Source organism: Pseudomonas sp. FG29 (genome assembly GCF_057809355.1).
The window spans coordinates 1-22,233 of record NZ_JBMDJU010000019.1 but is presented as its reverse complement, the minus strand read 5'-3'; the positions used below and the strand labels follow the sequence as shown (position 1 = coordinate 22,233).

Here is a 22,233-nt window from a genome sequence, read left to right as displayed (position 1 = left end):
ACCGGGCCAAGCCCTTCCAGCAGGCCAATCGCATGAAGGCGGCATCTGTCGCTGCCATCATGAATACGCTGCGACCGATGCTAGCCGCTTAGCCCGCCTCAGGCTGAAAACGTACGACGAAGCCGTTGAGCTTGTGCTGACGATTGAGCTGATCACGCAGGCGTTCGGCCTCGGCCCGCTCGATCAGCGGCCCGACGAACACCCGATTCATGCCATCGAAGGAGCGGATGTAGGCGTTGTAGCCTTGGCTGCGCAGGGTTTTCTGCAGATTTTCCGCACCTGGACGACTAGACAGACTGGCCAGTTGCACCGACCAACTGATCGGCAAGGTATTGGCATCCAGACGGCTCTCGGGCTTGCTGGCAGCAGCCACCGAAGCGCTCGCGGGCGCCGGCACCACAGCGGGCTTGGCAGGCTCTACAGGCGCAGCCGGCTTCTGCGTGGTCGTCGGCTGAACCGGAACCTCCACCATTTGCGGCGCTTCGGATTCGGGGGCGACGGGCTCTTCAGGCAAAGCTTGCGGCTCTGCGACATCGGCGGGCTCGACGATCATTTCCGGAACGGCGGGTGCCTGCGGCATCTCCGGCGCGTCGACCACGACCCGACGCATCTCGTCCTGGCGTGACAGCAGCATCGGCAGGAAGATCACTGCCAGCGCCACCAGCACCAGAGCGCCAACCATGCGTTGCTTGAGCCCCTTTTCCAACAAAGCCATCCCCTACTCCACCGCTGAAAAACTCTGAGGCTGCGATACTGCCATCCGAACGGCCCGTGGCGCCAGACCAGGAGCAGCGATGATCAATGCTGCTCAGCCAACCACTCGAGCGCTTCGGCCACACAGAAGAATGATCCGAACACCAGTATCTCGTCACCGTCCAACGCCTGCTGGCATTGCGCGATCAATGCCTCACGCACGCTGCCGTACTGACTGACCCGAGCGCCAAGCGCACGCAATTTCGTTGCCAGCTCGGCTGCCGGACGCGTACGCGGGCTGCCCAGAGGCGTCACCGCCCAAGCGGCCACGATGCCCTGCAGCGGCGCCAGCACACCAGCCAGATCCTTGTCGGCCAACAAACCGAAAACAGCCAGACGTTTACCCGTGACGGCCCGCGCCTCGAGGCGCTGAGCCAGATAATCCGCCGCATGCGGGTTGTGCCCGACATCCAGCAGCAGCGTCAGCGCCTTGCCCTGCCAGGTCACCGTACGCCGATCCAGACGCCCGGTCACTCGGGTAGACAACAGCGCGCGGGAAATACATGCCGCGTCCCAGGGAAGATCGAGCAGCGCGTACGCCTGTAGCGCGAGCGCTGCATTTTCCATCGGCAGGTCGAGCAGCGGCAGATCGTGCAGACGCAGCACACGCCCTTGCGCATCGAGCCCGAACCATTGCCAGGTGCTTTCAGCAACGAGCAAACCGTAGTCACGTCCGCGCAGGAAGAACGGCGTGTCCAGACGCACCACCGCATCGATCAGCGGTTGCGGCGGATCGACATCACCACACAGGGCCGGCTTGCCGGCGCGCATGATCCCGGCCTTCTCGAACGCCACCGATTCACGGGTGTCGCCCAACCAGTCGGCGTGATCCAGACCGATACTGGTGATCAGCGCCAGATCGGCGTCCACCAGATTCACCGCATCCAGACGCCCGCCCAGACCAACCTCCAGCACCACGGCATCCAGTGCCGCACGCCCGAACAGCCAGAAAGCCGCCAGAGTGCCCATCTCGAAATAGGTGAGGGAGATTTCCCCACGCGCCGCCTCGATGGCCGCGAAGGCCTGGCATAACTCGTCATCGCTGGCCTCGAGGCCATTCACGACGACGCGCTCGTTGTAGCGCAGCAAATGCGGCGAGCTGTAGACGCCGACGCTCAGCCCCTGCTCACGCAGCAGGCTGGCGATGAAGGCACAGGTGGAACCCTTGCCATTGGTGCCGGTAACCGTGATCACCTGCGATGCCGGCTTGCCCAGGCCGAGCCGGCGCGCCACCTCGCGCGAACGATCCAGGCCCATGTCGATGGCCGAGGGATGCAACTGCTCGAGGTAGGCGAGCCACTCGCCCAAGCTGCGCGTGGTCATGCAGTGGCCGGCAGCGCAACCGGGGACGGACGGTTCATCAGTTGTGCCAGCAGGCGCGCCAGACGCGGGCGCAGCTCGTCACGCGAGATGATCATGTCGATAGCGCCGTGCTCCAGCAGGAACTCGCTGCGCTGGAAGCCTTCCGGCAACTTCTCGCGCACGGTCTGCTCGATCACACGCGGGCCAGCGAAGCCGATCAGCGCCTTGGGCTCGGCCACGATCACGTCACCCAGCATCGCCAGACTGGCGGATACACCACCGTAGACCGGGTCGGTCAGCACGGAAATGAACGGCAGGCCCTCTTCACGCAGACGCGCCAGAGCGGCCGAAGTCTTGGCCATCTGCATCAGGGAGATCAGCGCTTCCTGCATACGCGCGCCACCCGAGGCGGAGAAACACACCAGCGGGCAACGCTGCTCCAGCGCGGCATTGGCGGCACGCACGAAGCGCTCACCCACGATGGCGCCCATGGAGCCGCCCATGAAGGAGAACTCGAATGCGCAGACCGCAATCGGCATGCCTTCGAGGGTACCGCTCATGGCGATCAGCGCATCTTTCTCACCGGTCTGCTTCTGCGCAGCGACAATGCGATCCTTGTACTTCTTGGTGTCACGGAACTTGAGGCGATCCACCGGCTCCAGATCGGCGCCCAGCTCCTCGCGCCCCTCGACATCGAGGAACAGATCGAGACGACGACGCGCGTCGATGCGCATGTGGTGGTTGCACTTGGGGCAGACGTCGAGGGTCTTTTCCAGCTCGGGACGATAGAGCACGGCATCGCAGGACGGACACTTGTGCCAGAGCCCCTCGGGCACCGAGCTCTTCTTCGCCTCGGAACGCATGATCGAGGGAATGAGTTTGTCTACCAACCAGTTGCTCATGCTGTTATCTCTCCATAACCGATGGTCGGAGCGGGCAACCACAGGGCTACCCGCCTCCAGCAATTCGTTTCCACCGCATTCAGCGGCATGACAGCCTAGTGGACGGCAGCAGGCGCGCCGCCGTCACATCAAGCGCACTGCACGGCCTGCAAGAAGGCCTTGACCTTGCCGGCATCCTTTATGCCTTTTGCCGCCTCGACCCCACCACTGACATCGACGGCATAGGGGCGAACCTGAGCAATGGCCTGGGCGACGTTGTCAGGCGTCAGCCCTCCCGCAAGAATGATCGGCTTGCCGGCTTCGCGCGGCACCAGCGACCAGTCGAAGGCAGCGCCCGTGCCACCCGGCACGCCTTCGACGAAGGTATCGAGCAATATTCCGCACGCACCGCTATAGGGCGCCATCATCCGCGCAACGTCCTGATCGGCGCGCACGCGCAGCGCCTTGATGTAGGGTCGGGCGAAACCTTCGCAGTCAGCCGGCGACTCGTCGCCATGAAACTGCAGCAGATCCAGCGGCACCTCGCGCAGCACCGCCTGCAGGGTCTCGCGTGGCATGTCGACGAAAAGCCCAACGCTGGTCACGAAAGGCGGCAACGCCGCGACGATGACCTTGGCCTGCTCGATATCCACGGCTCTGGGGCTCTTGGCATAGAACACCAGGCCAATGGCGTCGGCACCGGCCTCCACCGCCGCCAGCGCATCCTCGACACGCGTAATGCCGCAAATCTTGCTACGCACCCTGATCACGTTCACTGCCCTCGTATTGAGCGCCGGATGGTAGCAAAGGCTCACACCTGGCGCACATCCGCGAGGCCGGAAAGAAAGTGCGGCCCCAGGTAGCGCTGTGGCAACTCGAACTCAGCCGGATACTCGACCTCGATCAGATACAGGCCATAAGGATGGGCAGTGACGCCACCGCTGCGCCGCTCACCGCGCTCCAGCACCTCGCGCACCCACTCGACGGGCCGCTCGCCCGCCGCAACGCTCATCAGCACACCGGCGATGTTGCGCACCATGTGATGAAGGAAGGCATTGGCGCGGATATCCAGGACGATGAAGCGGCCGTGCTCGATGATCTCCAGATGATGCACCGTCTTGACCGGAGACTTGGCCTGGCACTGACTGGCGCGGAAGGCGCTGAAGTCATGCGTGCCGACCAGAACCCTGGCAGCCTCGCGCATGCGCGCGATCTCCAGCGGACGATGATTCCAGGTGACCTCTTCAGCCATGTGCGCCGGGCGAATCGGATCGTTGTAGATCACGTAGCGGTAGCGCCGCGCCATCGCACTAAAACGCGCATGAAAATGCGCCGGCATGACCTTGGCCCAGGTGACGCTGATGTCCTTGGGCAGGTTCATGTTCGCGCCCATGATCCAGGCATGCAGAGGGCGCTCGACTGCGGTATCGAAGTGCACCACCTGGCCACTGGCATGCACTGAGGCATCAGTACGCCCGGCACAGTGGATGCTGACCGGCGCCCCGCCCGCGACTTTCGACAACGCATCCTCCAGGCAACCCTGGATCGATGCGACCTTGCCGCTCTGGCGTTGAAAACCACGATAACGGGCGCCCTTGTATTCAAGACCCAGGGCTATTCGGGAAAAGCCAACGGCCGCCATTTCGGCGGCCGCTAAAGGTACTGCGTCAGACATGAATTCGATCAAACCAACTTGGCAATCATCTCACGGGCTTCTTGCTGCTGAGCATCGCTGCCCTCGGCAACCACTTCGTCGAGGATGTCACGTGCACCTTCGGTGTCGCCCATGTCGATGTAGGCCCGCGCCAGATCCAGCTTGGTCGCGGTCTCATCGGTGCCGGAAAGGAAGTCGAAGTCATCGTCGCCATCGAGATCGTCGCCAAAACCATCGGCCGACGATAGCAGCGGAGCTGCTTCATCCTCAGGTTGACCGGCATCGGCAGACAGTTGCTCGAGTTCCGCATTCACCTCGTCGAGCTGCGCGGCGAAACTGCCGACATCAGCAACAGGCTTTGCCGGCTCCTCGTCCCCCAGCGACAGATCGAAGTCTGCTGGCAGATCCAGATCAGCATCGGCAGCAGTCTCTGCCGGCAGATCCAGACCGAGATCAGCCAACTCGGCATCAGCGGCAGGCTCCGCCACTTCATCGTCCAGGCTCAGAAGGAAATCGTCAGCCTCATCACCGGCGGCAGCGGCCGTGGACGGCTGATCGAGCTCAAGACTGAAATCAGCCAGCTCATCGGCGAGCGGCTTGCCCTGCATCGGCTCATCATCCAGAGAAAGATCAAAATCGAGCTCATCGGCGGATGCGGCTGGCTCATCATCGACCAGGCCGAAGTCCAGATCCTCGTCCAGCGCCAGGCTCTGCTCCGAAGTGGGCGCAGCTACCAGATCATCCCCGCCCAGATCGCTATCCAGGTCATCGAGACTCAGATCGAAGGCATCGTCGAGGCTATCGGCAGGAGCCGCAGCCGCCTCGTTCGAGTCACCAAGCGCCAGGTCATCCAGACTGAAATCGCCGAGGTCGTCGGAAGACGCAACCGCTGCAGCGACGCCGGCACCCGCGACTGCCGCCATGGCCGGGTACTTGCCCTTGAGCTGCTCGACCTCGGCATTGGCGCCGCCGATCTCACGCAGCTCGTTGTCCTGCCGCGCAAAACCTTCACGATCGCCCAGCTCGGCATAGACCTCCATCAGCTTGAGACGCAGATCCGCGCGGTGCGGCTCGTCATTGATGGCATTCTGCAGAAGCTCGGCAGCCTGGTTGAAACGGCCGTAGGCAATGTAGATGTCAGCCTCACCCAGAGCATCTCCCGTCTGCGCCGTGACACGCTCGTCGCCGCCAGCAGAGAGAGGTTTGGCAGGTTCTTCGTCATCGAGACCGGCGAAGCTGTCTTCCGGCATATCCAGGTCGCCCGCGAAGGCGTTGTCCTGCTCCAGGTCGTCATGCAGCTCTTCGTGCAGCTCGGCTTCCTTCATCGCATTGCGACGCGACAGCGCCATCAGACCGACGAGCAAAAGCAACAGCGCACCACCACCCGCCAGCCCCAGCATCATGGGGTTGGCCAGCAGATCATCGAGGAAGCTGGGCTGAACGACCGGTTCGGGCGCAGGCGCTGCTGGCTTGGCCGGCGCAGCGGGTTTGGCAGACTCGGCAGCCGGCTGCTTGGCTTGCGCATCTGCGTCCTGTTCGGGAGCAGCTGGCTCTTCGCTGTAGTTGTAGTCGGGCGCTTCTTCTTTCGGCGGCACAGCTGCGGCCGCAGGAGTTTCGGCAGCGGACACCTGAGCTGGGGCAGCGGCCTCGACTGCAGGAGTGCTGGCCGGCTCGGCAGGTGCCGGCGTAGCGGGCGCCTGCCCGGCTTGACCAGCATCGGCCTGCAGCTTGGCAAGCTGGTTGTCCTTGAGTTCGATCAGGCGCTGCAGTTTGTCCAACTGGCTCTGCAGATCACCCATGCGACTCTGCAGTTCCGCATTCTCGCGGCGAGTGGAGTCCAGGCTTTCCTGAGTCACGGCCAGCTTGTCCGCCAGTGCCTTGCTGTCAGCGGAGCCGGTATCGCTACCGCGCGTGGTCTTGCCGCTCTCCGCGGAGACCAGTTTCAGGCTGTCGCCGCTCTCGGCGGTAGCCGGCGCAGCACCAGCACTGGCGCGACGGGTGGCATCGAGCTGACGCGAGGCGACACCACGACCTTCACGCCAAGCCGTGTTCTGCGCGGCGACTTGCGCCAGCGCCTCGGCATTGCTGCGGCTGCGAATCTGTTGCTCGTCAGGCAGGCGCAGCACCTGACCACTCTTCATCCGGTTGATGTTGCCGCCGATGAAGGCGTCCGGATTCAGATCCTGGATGGCCAGCATGGTTTGATGAACGGAGCCGCCCCCTACTCGCTGGGCGATTTCCCACAGGGTATCGTTCTTGGTGGTGCGGTACTCACCACCGGCGGCGACGCTACTCGGTGCCGGCACGGCGGTGGGTGCCACTGGGCGCGGAGCCGGGGCAGCCGAAGTCGGCATGGCAGGACGCGGAGCGGGAGTCGGAGCAGCCACGGGCGCCTGCGGAGCGGCAGCAGCGGCGGTCTGCGGGGAATAAAGGGGCGGATCGAGCAACAGGGTGTATTCACGCAGCGAGCGGCCATTGGGCCACAGCACTTCAACCAGGAAATTCAGGTAAGGCTCGCGGACGGCCTTGCTGGAAGTGACCCGAATGACACTCTTGCCATTGGGCTTCAATACCGGCGTGAACTTCAGATCGTTAAGAAAGAACTGGCGATCGACGCCGGCCTTGGCAAATTCTTCAGCGGATGCCAGCTTGGGAACGACTTCGTTGGAAGCGAGATCGCGCACCTCCAGCAATTCGATTTCAGCGACCAAGGGCTGATTCAGCGAGGACTTCAGGGTAACTTCGCCCAACCCCAACGCATGTGCCATACCGGAAGACAGGGCGGACGCCGCTGCGATTGCCAGCACCAGTTTGCGAACCCGAACCATAGCGTTATCCCTTGTTTTAGCTTTTTTCTCGGCATGCGAGAGGGTCTGGTTGACCGCTGCCTGATCCGCCTCTTTAGCGGCTCCCCATTCAACGATCAACTTAGCCAGTATTGCCAAGCTAGAAAGATTCTTCAAATTTCTAGGTAAGTATCTTTTACAGATAGTGTTTTATCAATAACTCCGCTATTTGCACAGCATTCAGGGCGGCACCTTTTCTTACATTATCAGACGCAATCCACAAATTGAGCTGGGTCGGATCTGCCACCCCGCTGCGCAGACGCCCAACGTAAATGCAGTCCTGGCCCACGGCATCACCTACTGCGGTCGGGTAGTCGCCGGCCTCTACCAACTCGATGCCATCGGCCTGATCGAGATAACGCGCCACCGCCGCCATATCCACCGGCGCTTGAGCATGAAGACTGACGGCCAGGCTGTCACCAAAGAATACCGGCACGACTGCACAGGTTGCTGCCACTTCGAGCTGCGGATCGTTGGCGAGCATCTTTAACTCCTGCGCCAAACGCTGTTCGAGATGGCTATGCCCTTCCTCGTTCACAGCACCTGCTTGCGCCAGCACATTGAAGGCGACCTGACGATCCATTGCCTGCGGCTCCAACGGCCGTCCATTGAGCAGTTCAGCCGTCTGCCGCGCCAACTCCTGCACACCACTGCGCCCCAGCGCGGAGACTGCCAGCATCGCGGTTACACCGACCTGCCGGGGCACCAGCAACGGGCGCAACGTATGCAATACAAGCGCCACCGCTACCGCCGAAGGCGTAGGACTGCTCAGCAGGAAAGGCGCCTTTTGCCCAGCCAGCACCTGCTCGCCATCCTCGGGCAGCAGGCAGGGCGCCTGCTCCAGCGCCAGCCCGGACGACAGATCGATGACCGAACAGCCGGCGGCCGTGACCGTCGCCACATGCGCACGCGTCACATCCGCACTGGCAGCGAAGAACGCCAGTTGCACACGGCCAAAATCGAAATCATCGAGTGAGCGCACACGCACCTGACGACCGCGGAACGACAGACTCTGCCCGGCCGATTCGACACTGGCCAACAGATGCAAGTCGCCGACCGGAAAATCACGCTCCTCGAGCAAACCGACCAAGGCCTCACCGATGCTTCCGGTGGCGCCGACAATGGCAATGGAAAGCGACTGACTCATGACGACAACCTGTGACGCGAAGGGAGCGGCACTGTAACCGCAGCCCCACACGCAGGCAATCGTCCCCCAGAAAAGACGAAGCCCCTCGGCCAAGGCGGAGGGGCTTCGTTCAACTCGGAGGCAGCGCTTAGCGCTCCAGCAGAATGCGCAGCATGCGACGCAGCGGCTCGGCGGCGCCCCACAGCAGCTGATCACCCACGGTGAAGGCACCCAGGTACTGCGAGCCCATGTTGAGCTTGCGCAGACGGCCGACCGGAACACTCAGAGTACCGGTAACAGCGGTCGGGCCGAGCTCGCGAATGGCGTCTTCGCGATGGTTCGGCACCAGCTTGACCCACGGGTTGTGCTGGCTGATCAGGCCTTCGATGTCGGCCATCGGCACATCCTTGTTCAGCTTGATGGTCAGTGCCTGGCTGTGGCAACGCATGGCACCGATACGCACGCAGATGCCATCGACCGGGATCGGGTTCTTGAAGCGACCGAGAATCTTGTTGGTCTCGGCCTGGGCCTTCCACTCTTCACGGCTCTGCCCGTTCGGCAGCTCCTTGTCGATGTAGGGGATCAGACTGCCGGCTAGCGGCACGCCGAAGTTGTCGACCGGGAAGCCTTCGCCCCGCATGGCCTCGGCGACCTTGCGGTCGATATCGAGGATGGCACTGGCCGGATCGGCCAGGTCATCGGCGACACTGGCATTGATCGCGCCCATCTGCTTGATCAGCTCGCGCATGTTCTGCGCGCCAGCACCGGAAGCAGCCTGGTAGGTCATGGCGCTCATCCACTCCACCAGACCGGCTTCGTACAGACCACCCAGCGCCATCAGCATCAGGCTGACGGTGCAGTTACCGCCGATGTAGTTCTTGCCGCCAGCGTCCAGCGCCTGGTCGATGACCTTGCGGTTGACCGGGTCGAGCACGATCACCGAGTCGTCAGCCATGCGCAGGCTGGAAGCTGCGTCGATCCAGTAGCCTTGCCAGCCGGCTTCACGCAGTTTAGGGAAGACTTCATTGGTGTAGTCGCCACCCTGGCAGGTCAGGATCACGTCCAGGCCTTTCAGGTCGTCGATGCTGTAGGCGTCCTTCAGCGGAGCAATGTCCTTGCCAATGGCAGGGCCCTGGCCGCCGACATTGGAGGTGGTGAAGAACACCGGCTCGATCAGGTCGAAGTCCCGCTCTTCCAGCATGCGCTGCATGAGCACGGAACCGACCATGCCACGCCAACCGATCAGACCTACACGTTTCATAACGACTACACCTATATAAACAGCCCGCCGGAACCACCCCGGCGGGGCTGGGAAGATTACAGACTACGCAGCGCTTCGACTACTGCATCACCCATCGCAGCGGTACCGACCTTGGTCTTGCCTTCGGACCAGATGTCGCCGGTACGCAGGCCCTGATCCAGCACCAGGCTCACCGCTTCCTCGATGGCATCGGCGGGAGCGACCTGGCCGAAGCTGTAACGCAGCATCATGGACACCGAGAGAATGGTGGCCAGCGGGTTGGCGATGCCCTTGCCGGCGATGTCCGGCGCGGAGCCGTGGCACGGCTCGTACATGCCCTTGTTATTGGCGTCCAAGGATGCCGACGGCAGCATGCCGATGGAACCGGTCAGCATCGAAGCCTCGTCGGACAAAATGTCACCAAACATGTTGTCGGTGACCATCACGTCGAATTGCTTGGGAGCGCGCACCAGTTGCATGGCGGCGTTGTCGACGTACATGTGGCTCAGTTCGACGTCCGGGTAGTCCTTGGCCACTTCCTCGACCACGGCACGCCACAGCTGGCTGGAGGCCAGGACGTTGGCCTTGTCCACCGAGCACAGTTTCTTGCCGCGCACACGCGCCATGTCGAAACCGACCTTGGCGATGCGGCGGATTTCGCTCTCGCTGTACGGAAGGGTGTCGTAGGCCATGCGCTCGCCGTTTTCCAGCACCTTGCTCTCGCGCGGCTGACCAAAGTAGATGCCACCGGTCAGCTCGCGGACGATGAGAATATCCAGGCCAGCAACCACTTCCGGCTTGAGGCTGGAAGCCTCGGCCAGTTGCGGATAGAGGATCGCCGGACGCAGGTTGCCGAACAGGCCCAGTTGCGAACGGATCTTCAGCAGACCGCGTTCGGGACGGATGGCCGGGTCGATGGTGTCCCACTTCGGCCCGCCAACGGCGCCGAGCAGCACGGCATCGGCAGCGCGCGCACGCTCCAGGGTTTCGTCGGCCAGCGGCACGCCGTAACGGTCGATGGCCGCGCCACCCAGATCATCGAAGCTCAGCTCGAAACCCAGGGCGTACTTGTCGTTGGCCAGGTTCAGCACCTTGACCGCCTCGGCCATGATTTCCGGGCCGATACCATCGCCAGGGAGAACCAGAATCTGCTTGCTCATTGCATTCCTCAATCTATCCGTAGGGTGGATGACGCTGTTTTCATCCACCGAAACCCAGCACGGTGGATGGATAAAGCGCTATCCACCCTACCTTCATGTATTACTTGATCGCGCCGAACAGCCAGGGGCTGCTCTGCTGGTACTTGGCTTCGAACGCCTTGATCGCATCCTGATCCTGCAGGGTCAGGCCGATGTCGTCCAGGCCATTGAGCAGGCAGTGCTTGCGGAAGGCATCGACCTCGAAGCTGTACTGCACGCCATCGGGGCGGGTCACGGTCTGCGCTTCGAGGTCGACGGTCAGTTGATAACCCTCGGTAGCCTCGGCCTGCTCGAACAGCGCATCGACCTCTTCATCCTTGAGGATGATCGGCAGCAAGCCGTTCTTGAAGCTGTTGTTGAAGAAAATGTCAGCGAAGCTCGGTGCGATCACAGTGCGGAAACCGTACTCGTCCAGCGCCCAGGGCGCGTGCTCACGCGAGGAGCCGCAGCCGAAGTTCTCGCGCGCCAGCAGCACGCTGGCCCCCTGGTAACGCGGGAAGTTCAGCACGAAATCCTGGTTGATCGGACGCTTGGAGTTGTCCTGGTTCGGCTGGCCGATATCCAGGTAGCGCCACTCGTCGAACAGGTTCGGGCCAAAGCCGGTGCGCTTGATCGACTTCAGAAACTGCTTGGGAATGATCTGGTCGGTGTCGACGTTGGCACGATCGAGCGGGCAGACCAGGCCAGTGTGTTGGGTGAAGGCTTTCATGTGCGGTCTCCTCAGGCCTGGATCAATTCACGAACATCGATGAAGCGGCCGGTTACCGCAGCGGCGGCAGCCATGGCCGGACTGACCAGGTGAGTACGACCACCGGCACCCTGACGGCCTTCGAAGTTGCGGTTGGAGGTGGAGGCGCAATGCTCACCGCTGCCCAGTTTGTCCGGGTTCATCGCCAGGCACATGGAGCACCCCGGCTCACGCCATTCGAAACCGGCTTCGATGAAAATCTTGTCCAGCCCTTCGGCCTCGGCTTGCGCCTTGACCAGACCGGAGCCCGGCACCACCAGCGCCTGCTTGACGGTCGCGGCGACCTTGCGGCCCTTGGCCACCTCGGCGGCGGCACGCAGATCCTCGATACGCGAGTTGGTGCAGGAACCGATGAATACGCGATCCAGCTGAATATCGGTGATCGGCTGGTTGGCGGTCAGGCCCATGTACTTGAGCGCACGGTTGATCGAGTCCTTCTTCACCGGGTCGGCTTCGACGGCCGGATCCGGCACGTTCTGGTCGACGGCCAGAACCATTTCCGGCGAAGTGCCCCAGCTGACCTGCGGTTTGATGTCTTCGGCGCGCAATTCGATCACGGTGTCGAACACCGCGTCGGCATCGGACACCAGGTTCTGCCACTGCGCCACGGCCTTGTCCCAGTCGCTGCCCTTGGGCGCGAACGGACGATCCTTGACGTAGGCGATGGTTTTCTCGTCCACCGCCACCAGGCCAACACGGGCACCAGCCTCGATCGACATGTTGCAGATGGTCATGCGCCCTTCCAGCGACAGGTCGCGAATCGCGCTGCCGGCAAATTCCAGCGCATGGCCGTTACCACCAGCAGTGCCGATCTTGCCAATCACGGCCAGGACGATGTCCTTGGCGGTGACGCCGAACGGCAATTTGCCTTCGACGCGCACCTGCATGTTCTTCATCTTCTTGGCCACCAGGCACTGGGTGGCGAGCACATGCTCGACTTCCGAGGTGCCGATGCCGTGGGCCAGCGCACCGAAGGCGCCATGGGTGGAGGTGTGCGAGTCGCCGCAGACCACGGTCATGCCGGGCAAGGTAGCGCCCTGCTCCGGGCCGACGACGTGGACGATGCCCTGGCGCTGATCGTTCATCTTGAACTCGAGGATGCCGAAGTCATCGCAGTTCTCGTCCAGAGTCTGTACCTGGATGCGCGAGACTTCGTCGGCGATGGCTTCAAGGCCACCCTGACGCTCGGCTTTGGTGGTCGGCACGTTGTGATCCGGGGTAGCGATGTTGGCATCGATGCGCCACGGCTTGCGCCCGGCCAGACGCAGCCCTTCGAATGCCTGTGGCGAGGTCACTTCGTGGAGGATGTGACGATCGATGTAGATCAACGAGGAACCGTCGTCGCGACGTTTCACTTCGTGCATTTCCCAGAGCTTGTCGTAGAGCGTCTTGCCAGTCATCAGCCTTACCTCATCAGCGCCTTGTGAGCACATCCATAAACTGCCTGCGTTATCACCGCCCGGCGTCAGAAGTGCACCTTTCTATGCCTGGGCGAAAATGGCCCTTTGGCTTATGGGGAGAATGCTATTGCCGGGCACGAAATAACTCAAATTCATATTTTTTATTCAAAGGATTCCGCATTGGAATGTATGCTCGGTTCATCTTCCACACCCGGAGCGCTCCATGGATCTGGCCAACCTCAATGCCTTCATCGCCATCGCCGAAACCGGCAGCTTTTCCGAAGCCGGTGAACGCCTGCACCTGACCCAACCCGCCGTGAGCAAGCGCATCGCCGGCCTGGAGCAGCAGCTCGGCGTGCGCCTGTTCGATCGCCTCGGCCGCGAAATCGGTCTGACACAGGCTGGTCGCGCCTTGCTGCCACGCGCCTACCAGATTCTCAACGTGCTGGACGACACGCGCCGCGCACTGACCAACCTGTCCGGTGAGGTCAGCGGCCGCCTGACCCTGGCGACCAGCCACCATATCGGCCTGCATCGCCTGCCCGCCCTGCTGCGCGCCTTCACCCGTGCCCACCCGCAGGTAGCGCTGGACATTCAGTTCCTCGATTCCGAGGTGGCCTATGAAGAAGTGCTGCATGGCCGGGCGGAATTGGCGGTGATCACCCTGGCACCGGAAACCCGTGAACCGGTACGCGCCGTTGCGGTGTGGGACGACCCGCTGGATTTCGTCGCTGCGCCGGAACACCCACTGGCTCGGGGTGATGCCGTCAGCCTCGCCGACGTGGCACGGCATCCGGCGGTCTTCCCTGGCGGCAATACCTTTACCCATCACATCGTGCAGCGCCTGTTCGAGGCTCAGGGCCTGACACCGAACATCGCCATGAGCACCAACTACCTGGAAACCATCAAGATGATGGTGTCCATCGGCCTGGCCTGGAGCGTGTTGCCACGTACCATGCTCGACGACCAGGTCACTCGCCTGCCATTACCCGGCATACAGCTGTCGCGCCAGCTCGGCTACATCATCCACACCGAGCGCACGTTATCCAACGCAGCCCGCGCGTTCATGGCCCTGCTCGATGCACAGCAGGACACCGACGACCTTGCGCGCCAGGCAAGCCAGCGACTAACGTGAGGACATAACGAAAAAGAAGCAGGCACCTTGCGCCACATTATCCAAGCCAGAGGTAGGCCCGGCCATGGCCAGATCGACTGACCAGACTCCTCCCCTGCCCCATATCCCGGCACTCGATCCCGCCGAATTCGAACAGACCTGGCAAGATGCGCCACGCCTGCTGGCTGCGCTCAATGGCGCGCAGTTGGGGGCCTGGTATTGGGACATCAAGAGCGGCCAGGTCAGTTGGTCGCGCGGCGCGCAGAAACTCTTCGGCCTCGACCCCAGCCGCCCGCTGACCCGAGGCCTGGACTACATCGAACTGATTCCGCAGGAGGAACGCGCGGAAGTGCTGGCGATGTTCCACTCGATTCTGCAGGGCCAACCGATCAACAGCCCGCTACGCCACCGTATCCGCTGGCCCGATGGCAGCCTGCACTGGCTGGAAATCACCGGCAGCCTGCAACGTGAAGCCGACGGCAGCCCACGTATGTTCGGCGTGATTCGCGACATCAGCGCCCAGCAGGAGCGCGCCGACGCCCTGCGCGCATCGGAAGAACGCTTCGCCAGCCTGTTCCGCCTCAGCCCGGACATCATGATGCTGGTGCGCTATGGCGGTGGCGAAATTCTCGAGGTCAACCAGCACTTCAGCCAGGCATTTGGCTGGTCGGCGGCAGAAATCCTCGGTCGCTCCCCGCGCGAGCTGAATATCTGGGTACACACGCATCAGCGTGACGATCTGCTCAGGCTGGCGCCACAAAGCCGCGAACCGCTGGTTCAGGAAATCCAGCTGCGCACGCGCAGCGGAAAAATCCTCGACGGCGTGCTCTCCAGCCAGTACATCGAACTGCAGGGTGAAAAAATGCTCCTCTGCACCTTCCTCGACACCAGCGAGCGCAGACGCGCCGAGGCAGCCCTGCGCAGCAGCGAAGAAAAATTCGCCAAGGCCTTCCACTCCAGCCCAGACGCCATCACCATCACCGAGCGTGACAGCGGCCGTTACATCGAAGTCAACGAAGGTTTCACCCGCATCACCGGCTACCAGAGCGCCGAAGTCATCGGCCGCACCGTGTACGAGCTGAACATCTGGGCCTACCCCGAGGAACGCACCCAGATGATCGAGCACCTGATACAGCACGGCAAGGTGCTGCACAGGGAGATGCACGGCCGCCATCGAGACGGCGAGGTGCGCCTGATGGACGTCTCGGTACAGCCGATCGAACTCAACGACACCCCTTGCCTGCTGCTCACCGCGCGTGACGTCAGCGAGCTGAAACAGGCCCAGGCGCAGGTGCAGCACCTGGCCTATCACGACACCCTGACCAACCTGCCCAATCGTGCCCTGCTGATGGATCGCCTGACTCAGCAGATCGCCCTGCTCAAGCGCCATGACCTGCGCGGCGCGCTGCTGTTCCTCGATCTCGACCACTTCAAGCACATCAACGACTCACTGGGCCATCCGGTGGGCGATGCCGTGCTGCGCCTGGTCACGGCACGCCTGGAGGCCAGCGTGCGCCTCGAGGACACCGTCGCGCGCCTGGGTGGCGACGAATTCGTCGTGCTGCTGTCCGGTCTCGAAGGCAAGCGCTCGGAGGTCACCCGCCAGGTGCGCCAGGTCGCCGACAAGCTGCGCCACCTGCTGGCCGAACCGATGCTGCTCGACGGCCACCACCTGCAGGTCACCCCCAGCATTGGCGTGGCACTGATCCCCGATCACGGCGAAACCCCCGCCGATCTGCTCAAACGTGCCGACATCGCCCTCTATCGCGCCAAGGATTCGGGGCGCAATGCCATCCAGCTGTTTCGCAGCACCATGCAGGATGCGGCCAGCGCCCGCCTGCGCCTGGAGAACGAGCTGCGCAGGGCATTGGTGCATGGCGAATTCGAGCTGTACTTCCAGCCCCAGGTCGATGCCCGCGACAACCGCATCGTCGGCGCCGAGGCACTGCTGCGCTGGCAACATCCGCAACAGGGCATCCAGTCGCCCGCGCAGTTCATTCAGGTGCTGGAGGAAAGCGGCCTGATCGTCGAGGTCGGTGGCTGGGTACTGGCCGAGGCCTGCCACGTGTGCGCGCGACTGCTGGCCGACGGCCTGGTCGATCCACTGCGTTTCAGCCTGTGCGTCAACATCAGCCCGCGCCAGTTCCGCCAGCACGATTTCGTCGAACGGGTCGCCGGCAACCTGCGTGACAGCCAGTTGCCCCGCTCCACCCTCAAGCTGGAGATCACCGAAGGCATCGTCATCCAGAACGTCGACGACACCATCGGCAAGATGCTGCGCCTGAAAAAGAGCGGCGTCAGCTTCGCCATGGACGACTTCGGCACCGGCTACAGCTCGCTCACCTACCTCAAGCGCCTGCCGGTGGATGTGCTGAAGATCGACCAGTCCTTCGTGCGCGACGCCACCAGCGACCCCAACGACGCCGAGATCATCCGCGCCATTGTCGCCATGGCGCGCAGCCTCAACCTGGAGATGATCGCCGAAGGTGTCGAGCAACAGGAGCAACTGGACTTTCTCCTGCAGCAAGGCTGCCACAGCTATCAGGGCTATCTGTTCAGTCGGCCGCTGCCGGAAGATGAATTTCGTGCGCTGCTGGTTCGATCACGCCACTGAAACGAAAGAAGGCGCCCGCAGGCGCCTTCTTCTTGTGGCGATGACTCCGCCTCAGCTTTCCAGCGCCGGGCGCTGAGTGCCGATGGGGATGCGCTTGGCCTTGGCCTCTTCCGGCACGATGCGCTCCAGCTCGATGCTGAGCAGACCATTGGCCAGGTTGGCACCCTTGACCTCGATATGGTCGGCCAGACGGAAGGACAGCTTGAACGCGCGCTGGGCGATGCCCTGGTGCAGATAGCTGACGGCTTCGGCACTGCGATCACGCTTGCTGCCGACCACAGTCAGCACACCGCGCTCGACCTGCAGCTCCAGATCGTCTTCCTGGAAGCCGGCCGCAGCGACCACGATGCGGTAGCTGTCTTCGCCATGCTTCTCGACGTTGTAGGGCGGGTAGGAACTGCCAGCGTCATTGCTGCGCAGGGCAGATTCGAAAAGATCGTTGAAACGGTCGAAACCGACGGACTGGCGGAACAGAGGGGCCAGGGACAGTACGTTGCTCATGAGTATTCTCCTGAAATTTTCAGCAAGGTTCATATCGCGGAACCCGACTTCGGCATCCCGCAGTCCCTTATCTGAGGTCAGGTGGAGAATTTTCAAGCATCTGCAAACCGCGTTTACACAACACGGCATTGCACATCCATTGTGCAACGCTATCGGCGTAAACGGCACCGCTCATGTAGGAGATGGCGCGAGCAGGCGATCGATACGCTCGCAATCCTGCTCGCGACGAATCTCGGCGAACAGCGCCACCGCTTCCGGATAGGTGCGCGTCAGCATCGCCAACCACTGTTTCAGGCGCCCGGGCGCATAGCGCGGCGCCAGCTTGCGCCGCGCCTGCTGCCAGAAGTCGAGCAGCAGCGGCTGCAGTTCGGCCCAACTCATATCCTCGGGCGCCTCGCCGGCCCTGACCGCCGCGATCTGCCGCGCCAGGCCAGGACGAGAGACCAGGCCGCGGCCCAGCATGATGTCGTCCACGCCACTGATCTCGCGGCAGCGCCGCCAATCGTCCAATGTCCATACCTCACCATTGGCGAACACCGGCACACCGACCGCCTCCTGCACCCGCGCCACCCATTCCCAATGTGCCGGCGGTTTGTAGCCCTCGACCTTGGTACGCGCATGCACCACGATCTGGCTCGCGCCCCCCTCGGCCAGCGCCCGCGCGCAGTCCAGCGCGCCCTCCTTGCCCTCGAAACCCAGGCGCATCTTCGCCGTTACCGGGATGTTGGCCGGCACGCTGCGCCTGACCTCGCGGACGATGGCATGCAGCAATTCCGGCTCCTTGAGCAGCACGGCGCCACCGCGTGACTTGTTCACCGTCTTGGCCGGGCAACCGAAGTTGAGGTCGATCACCGGCGCCCCCAGGGTGCAGGCAAACGCCGCGTTGTCGCCCAGGCACTGCGGATCGGAGCCAAGCAACTGCACGCGCATCGGCGTACCGGCGCGCGTGCGCGCGCCCTTGAACAATTCGGGAGCGAGCTTGTGATAGGTGGCAGCAGGCAGCAGGCGGTCGCTGACGCGGATGAATTCGGTCACGCACCAGTCGATACCACCGACGCGCGTCAGCACGTCGCGCAGGATGTCGTCGACCAGTCCCTCCATGGGTGCCAGAGCGATTTGCATGGAGTTGTCCAGAAAAATGGGGCGCACAGTTTAAGAGCTGGCGCCAGCCGTGCAAGATGATTGATCCCGAACGGCTAAACGGAGCGTCATCCGCATGCGTCTTCCTTCGATCACCGTACTCGCCCTGCTCGCCAGCCAGGCCATGGCCATCGATCTGCAGCCATCGGATCCAGTCGCAGACGCCCCAGCACGGCTGATCATCAGCCGCGACAGCAAAGCACCGAACGCCTGCGACGCGGAGCTGTATCTCAATGAGCAGGTGGTGGCGACCCTGGGGCCGGATCAGCACACCAGCCTGGACGTCCCCAGCGGCCAACTGAGCCTGGCCGTCGCCCTATCACCTTCGGGCTACTGTGGCGGCACGGGCCCGACTGCAGCTCAGTCGATCCTCGTGACGCCAGGGGAAACGCGCCATTTCGATATCGTGGTCGAGCCGGATCAGGTCTTTCTCTCGCCACGCCTGGACGATTGACTCACGCCAGCAGGGCGCGCCCGTAGCCCTCGACGAATTCGGCCGGCATGCGCTTGGGCCGCCCGCTGGAAAGCTCGATACAGACGAAAGTGGTGCGGGCCCGTAGCAGCGTGACACCGTCTTCCGGACGCAGCAGCTGGAAGCAGCGATCCATCTTCAGGCGCTGATCGGACTCGACGATCCAGGTGGCCATTTGCAACTCCTGCCCCTCGTAGGCACTGGCCAGGTAGTCGATCTCGTGCCGCACCACGGCCATGGCCCGATCCAGGCGGCGATACTCGGCCAGATCCAGCCCGAGAAATTGCGAATGCCGCCAGGCGCAGCGCTCCAGCCAACTGACGTAGACCGCGTTGTTGGCATGGCCCAGGCCGTCGATGTCCTCGGCACCAACCTGCAGATCAATGACGAAAGGGTCTGGACGATCCCAGATCATGGCTGCGCCTCCAGGCTGGCGGCCAGGGCACGCGCTTCGGCGGCGAGCTGGGTGATCTGATCCCAGGCGCGGGCGCGCACCAGATTACTCGGCGCCACCCAGGTGCCGCCCACACAGGCCACGTTGGGCAGACGCAGGAAGCTCAACAGGTTGTCTGGCGTCACACCGCCGGTAGGGCAGAAACGGATGCCGGTGAACGGCCCCTTGAAGCTCTTGAGCATCTTCACGCTGGAGGCACCATCGGCCGGGAACAGCTTGAGCGAACGATAGCCGTACTCCAGCGCAAGCAGCACTTCGGACGGCGTCATCACCCCCGGCAGATAAGGCAAGCGGGCATCTTCCGCAGCCGCCGCCAAGCGTTCGGTAAAACCGGGGCTCACGGCGAACTGCGCGCCCGCGTCACGCGCTTCCTGGAATTGCTCGGTATGGATCAACGTGCCGGCACCGACCAGCAAATCAGGCAGTTCACGACGGATGGCGGCAACAGCATCGAGTGCGCGCGGCGTACGCAAGGTCACTTCCAGCACGCGGATACCGCCCTCCTGCAGGGCGCAGGCGAGATCCAGCGCCAACGCCACGTCTTCGATCACCAACACCGGCAACACTGGGCGCGCCTGGCGCAGCACTTCATCCATCGTCAGCTTCATCTTGCCCTCCCCGTTCACGGCTGGTTGTGATCGCTGCCAAGCGAACGCGAAGCGAAGGCTCCGCATCCGCGCACCGATGCGGCGCATGATACGCCGCCCGCACGCCAGCTGCAGCGCCGCTCTTTCGATCCGTCACGGGCTCGCGCGATAATGCCGCCCGACGAATTGCCCGAGAGATGCGCCCTTGATCACCGTTATGCGCCTGTTGTTGCTGCTTCTGATGCCTGTCGCCGCCTGGGCAAAGGTATTGGCACTGCCTACGGGCCACGACGTGGTACTGCCCAGCCCCGCCATGCAGTACTGGGAAGATGTCCAAGGCGATGCCGATTTTGCACAGATCGCCACGCTACCCGACTCGGCCTGGACGCCAGTAGCCAGACGAGACGCCAGCTTCGGCTACAGCAAGAGTGCCTTCTGGCTGCGCCTCGACCTGAGCAACCCGCAGCCTTCTGCTGGCAGCTGGATCCTATTGATTGGCAACCCGCTCCTCGATCAACTGGATGCCTACGGGCTGGATGGCCAGCGCGTGTACCGCGCCGGGGATCAGCGCCCCTTCAGCCAGCGCTGGATCGACCACCGGCAACTGGCCCTGCCAATCGACATGCAGGCGGGAGAACAGCGCCGCATCTGGCTGCGCATGCAGACCGACGGCTCGGCCAACCTCAGCGCCAGCCTGATGACACGCGAGACATTCGCCGACCAGGAGCAACAGAGCCTGTTGCTGCAAGGCCTGTTCTTCGGCGCATTGCTGGCCATGTTGCTCTACAACCTGTCGATCTATGCCATCACCCGTGATCGCAACTACCTCTGGTACAGCCTGTTCCTGGCCAGCTTCACCCTGTACGAATGCATCCAGCTGGGCTTCGCCCTGCAATGGCTGTGGCCCAATGCGCTGGACTGGCATCAGTTGAGCTTCCCGCTCAGCTCGGCAGTGGCCACGCTGTTCGGCATCCTCTTCACCTACGGCGTACTCGACCTCAAGCATTGCGCGCCGCTGTACACGCACCTGACGCGGGTGCTGCTCGCCGGCTGCGCGCTGATCATCGGCGTGGCGCTGTTCGGCCCCTACCGGCACGCCCTGATCGGCAGCTTCGTGCTGCTGATGGCCTGCGCGGTTGTCGCCCTGGTGTTCACCGTATTGCGCTGGCGAGCCGGCGACCGCGCGGCGCGCCTGTTCGCCCTCGGCTGGTTCGTCCTGATCAGCGCCAGCCTCGCCAGCGTTCTCACCGGCACCGGCCTGCTGCCCTATTCGCTGCTGACCCTGCATGCCCAGCAGATCGGTGGCCTGATCGAGATGACGGTCTTTTCCACCGCCCTGGCCGCACGCATTCGCCATATTCAGCAGGATCAGCGCACGCTTCAGGAACGCCTGATCAGCCGCGAGCGGCAATTGCGTCACGAGCAGAGCCGCCATCTGCAACTGCAGACGCAGATCAGCGAAGAGCTCGAACAACGTGTCGGCGAGCGAACCGCCGAGCTGCAGCAAACCCTCCAGCAACTGTCGACTGCCAACCTGCAACTCGCCGAACTCAATCGACGCGACAGGCTGACCAATCTGTTCAATCGCCAGGCACTCAACGAAGAACTCGAACGGGCCTACAGCAGAGCCGAGCGCAATCGTCATTCGCTGGCGATCCTGATGCTCGACCTGGATCACTTCAAGCGCGTGAATGACCGCTACGGCCACCTGGCTGGCGACGCCTGCCTGCGCCATGTCGCCCAGCGCGCCCAGCAACGCCTGCGCAACAGCGACATGCTGGCGCGCTTCGGTGGCGAGGAATTCGTCGCCCTGCTCGACCACACCGACCTTTACGGCGCTCTGGATCTGGCTGAGCAATTGCGCGATGACCTAGCCCGCCATCCCTGCGCTTATCACGAGCACAGGATCGAACTCAGCCTGAGCATTGGCGTACAGGCCGGCATCCCGACCAACGCCACCAGCGCCGAGCAATGGCTCGACATGGCCGACCGGGCGCTTTATCGCGCCAAAGCGGCTGGCCGCAACCGGGTCGCCAGCTACGAAACCGCGCACGACTGATACGCAACCCTTCCAGCTTTCCTCAGCACGAACAAAAAGGGCCACTTCCGAAGAAGCAGCCCTGGTTCCGCAAACGCGGCAAGAAAAATGGCGTCCCCTAGGGGACTCGAACCCCTGTTACCGCCGTGAAAGGGCGGTGTCCT

Annotated in this window: 19 protein-coding genes; 4 read left to right on the top strand and 15 right to left on the bottom strand. The window is 63.0% G+C overall.

Features of this window, described 5'->3' with window-relative positions:
* Positions 1-88: 88 nt before the first annotated feature.
* From ACODS1_RS17835 to leuC, 11 genes are all read right to left on the bottom strand, one after another.
* Entirely contained in the window at positions 89-715 is a 627-nt protein-coding gene (locus ACODS1_RS17835) for an SPOR domain-containing protein (protein ID WP_489086722.1), read from the bottom strand.
* Between the two features lie 83 nt (positions 716-798).
* Positions 799-2,076, bottom strand: coding sequence for a bifunctional tetrahydrofolate synthase/dihydrofolate synthase (gene folC / locus ACODS1_RS17830; protein WP_489086721.1), 1,278 nt, complete (start codon positions 2,074-2,076; stop codon positions 799-801).
* Positions 2,073-2,957, bottom strand: coding sequence for an acetyl-CoA carboxylase, carboxyltransferase subunit beta (accD, locus tag ACODS1_RS17825; RefSeq protein ID WP_322978116.1), 885 nt, complete (start codon positions 2,955-2,957; stop codon positions 2,073-2,075). The genes folC and accD overlap by 4 nt, the downstream gene beginning before the upstream one ends.
* Before the next feature lie 128 nt (positions 2,958-3,085).
* Positions 3,086-3,706 carry a phosphoribosylanthranilate isomerase gene (locus ACODS1_RS17820; RefSeq protein WP_489086720.1) on the bottom strand — a complete coding sequence of 207 codons (621 nt, stop codon included), beginning with the start codon at positions 3,704-3,706 and terminating at the stop codon, positions 3,086-3,088.
* A gap of 41 nt (positions 3,707-3,747) precedes the next feature.
* Positions 3,748-4,611, bottom strand: a complete 864-nt coding sequence (truA, locus tag ACODS1_RS17815; RefSeq protein ID WP_489086719.1) for a tRNA pseudouridine(38-40) synthase TruA — start codon at positions 4,609-4,611, stop codon at positions 3,748-3,750.
* Positions 4,612-4,619: 8 nt separating this feature from the next.
* The gene (locus ACODS1_RS17810) at positions 4,620-7,418 is read right to left on the bottom strand and encodes a motility hub landmark protein FimV (protein WP_489086718.1); all 2,799 of its coding nucleotides are present in this window, start codon (positions 7,416-7,418) and stop codon (positions 4,620-4,622) included.
* Between the two features lie 154 nt (positions 7,419-7,572).
* Positions 7,573-8,583: an aspartate-semialdehyde dehydrogenase gene (locus ACODS1_RS17805; RefSeq protein WP_489086769.1), complete on the bottom strand. Its 1,011-nt coding sequence runs from the start codon at positions 8,581-8,583 to the stop codon at positions 7,573-7,575.
* 127 nt (positions 8,584-8,710) lie between these two features.
* Positions 8,711-9,823: an aspartate-semialdehyde dehydrogenase gene (gene asd, locus ACODS1_RS17800; RefSeq protein WP_322978120.1), complete on the bottom strand. Its 1,113-nt coding sequence runs from the start codon at positions 9,821-9,823 to the stop codon at positions 8,711-8,713.
* Between the two features lie 56 nt (positions 9,824-9,879).
* Positions 9,880-10,962, bottom strand: a complete 1,083-nt coding sequence (gene leuB / locus ACODS1_RS17795; protein WP_489086717.1) for a 3-isopropylmalate dehydrogenase — start codon at positions 10,960-10,962, stop codon at positions 9,880-9,882.
* A gap of 100 nt (positions 10,963-11,062) precedes the next feature.
* Complete coding sequence (gene leuD / locus ACODS1_RS17790) at positions 11,063-11,710, bottom strand: 3-isopropylmalate dehydratase small subunit (RefSeq protein WP_143497253.1); 648 nt, start codon at positions 11,708-11,710, stop codon at positions 11,063-11,065.
* An 11-nt stretch (positions 11,711-11,721) separates the two neighbouring features.
* On the bottom strand, positions 11,722-13,149 hold the full coding sequence (gene leuC / locus ACODS1_RS17785) for a 3-isopropylmalate dehydratase large subunit (RefSeq protein WP_489086716.1): 1,428 nt from the start codon (positions 13,147-13,149) through the stop codon (positions 11,722-11,724).
* A gap of 223 nt (positions 13,150-13,372) precedes the next feature.
* On the opposite strand from leuC, the gene ACODS1_RS17780 reads away from it, so the two are divergent.
* Both ACODS1_RS17780 and ACODS1_RS17775 read left to right on the top strand, forming a co-directional pair.
* Complete coding sequence (locus ACODS1_RS17780) at positions 13,373-14,284, top strand: LysR family transcriptional regulator (RefSeq protein ID WP_489086715.1); 912 nt, start codon at positions 13,373-13,375, stop codon at positions 14,282-14,284.
* Between the two features lie 64 nt (positions 14,285-14,348).
* Entirely contained in the window at positions 14,349-16,877 is a 2,529-nt protein-coding gene (locus ACODS1_RS17775) for a sensor domain-containing protein (RefSeq protein ID WP_489086714.1), read from the top strand.
* A 51-nt stretch (positions 16,878-16,928) separates the two neighbouring features.
* Here ACODS1_RS17775 and ACODS1_RS17770 read toward each other — a convergent pair whose 3' ends face one another.
* Positions 16,929-17,378, bottom strand: coding sequence for an Hsp20 family protein (locus tag ACODS1_RS17770; RefSeq protein ID WP_322978125.1), 450 nt, complete (start codon positions 17,376-17,378; stop codon positions 16,929-16,931).
* A 171-nt stretch (positions 17,379-17,549) separates the two neighbouring features.
* Positions 17,550-18,500 (bottom strand): tRNA dihydrouridine synthase, encoded by a 951-nt coding sequence (locus ACODS1_RS17765; RefSeq protein ID WP_489086713.1) that lies wholly within the window; start codon positions 18,498-18,500, stop codon positions 17,550-17,552.
* 94 nt (positions 18,501-18,594) lie between these two features.
* Here ACODS1_RS17765 and ACODS1_RS17760 point away from each other — a divergent pair, with 94 nt between their 5' ends.
* Positions 18,595-18,972 carry a hypothetical protein gene (locus ACODS1_RS17760; protein WP_489086712.1) on the top strand — a complete coding sequence of 126 codons (378 nt, stop codon included), beginning with the start codon at positions 18,595-18,597 and terminating at the stop codon, positions 18,970-18,972.
* Between the two features lies 1 nt (position 18,973).
* On the opposite strand, the gene ACODS1_RS17755 is transcribed toward ACODS1_RS17760, so the two are convergent.
* Together ACODS1_RS17755 and ACODS1_RS17750 are read right to left on the bottom strand one after the other, a co-directional pair.
* Positions 18,974-19,405 (bottom strand): acyl-CoA thioesterase, encoded by a 432-nt coding sequence (locus ACODS1_RS17755; protein WP_322978128.1) that lies wholly within the window; start codon positions 19,403-19,405, stop codon positions 18,974-18,976.
* Complete coding sequence (locus ACODS1_RS17750; protein WP_489086711.1) at positions 19,402-20,052, bottom strand: bifunctional 4-hydroxy-2-oxoglutarate aldolase/2-dehydro-3-deoxy-phosphogluconate aldolase; 651 nt, start codon at positions 20,050-20,052, stop codon at positions 19,402-19,404. The genes ACODS1_RS17755 and ACODS1_RS17750 overlap by 4 nt, the downstream gene beginning before the upstream one ends.
* A gap of 184 nt (positions 20,053-20,236) precedes the next feature.
* Here ACODS1_RS17750 and ACODS1_RS17745 point away from each other — a divergent pair, with 184 nt between their 5' ends.
* On the top strand, positions 20,237-22,090 hold the full coding sequence (locus ACODS1_RS17745; RefSeq protein ID WP_489086710.1) for a sensor domain-containing diguanylate cyclase: 1,854 nt from the start codon (positions 20,237-20,239) through the stop codon (positions 22,088-22,090).
* Positions 22,091-22,233: the final 143 nt, after the last annotated feature.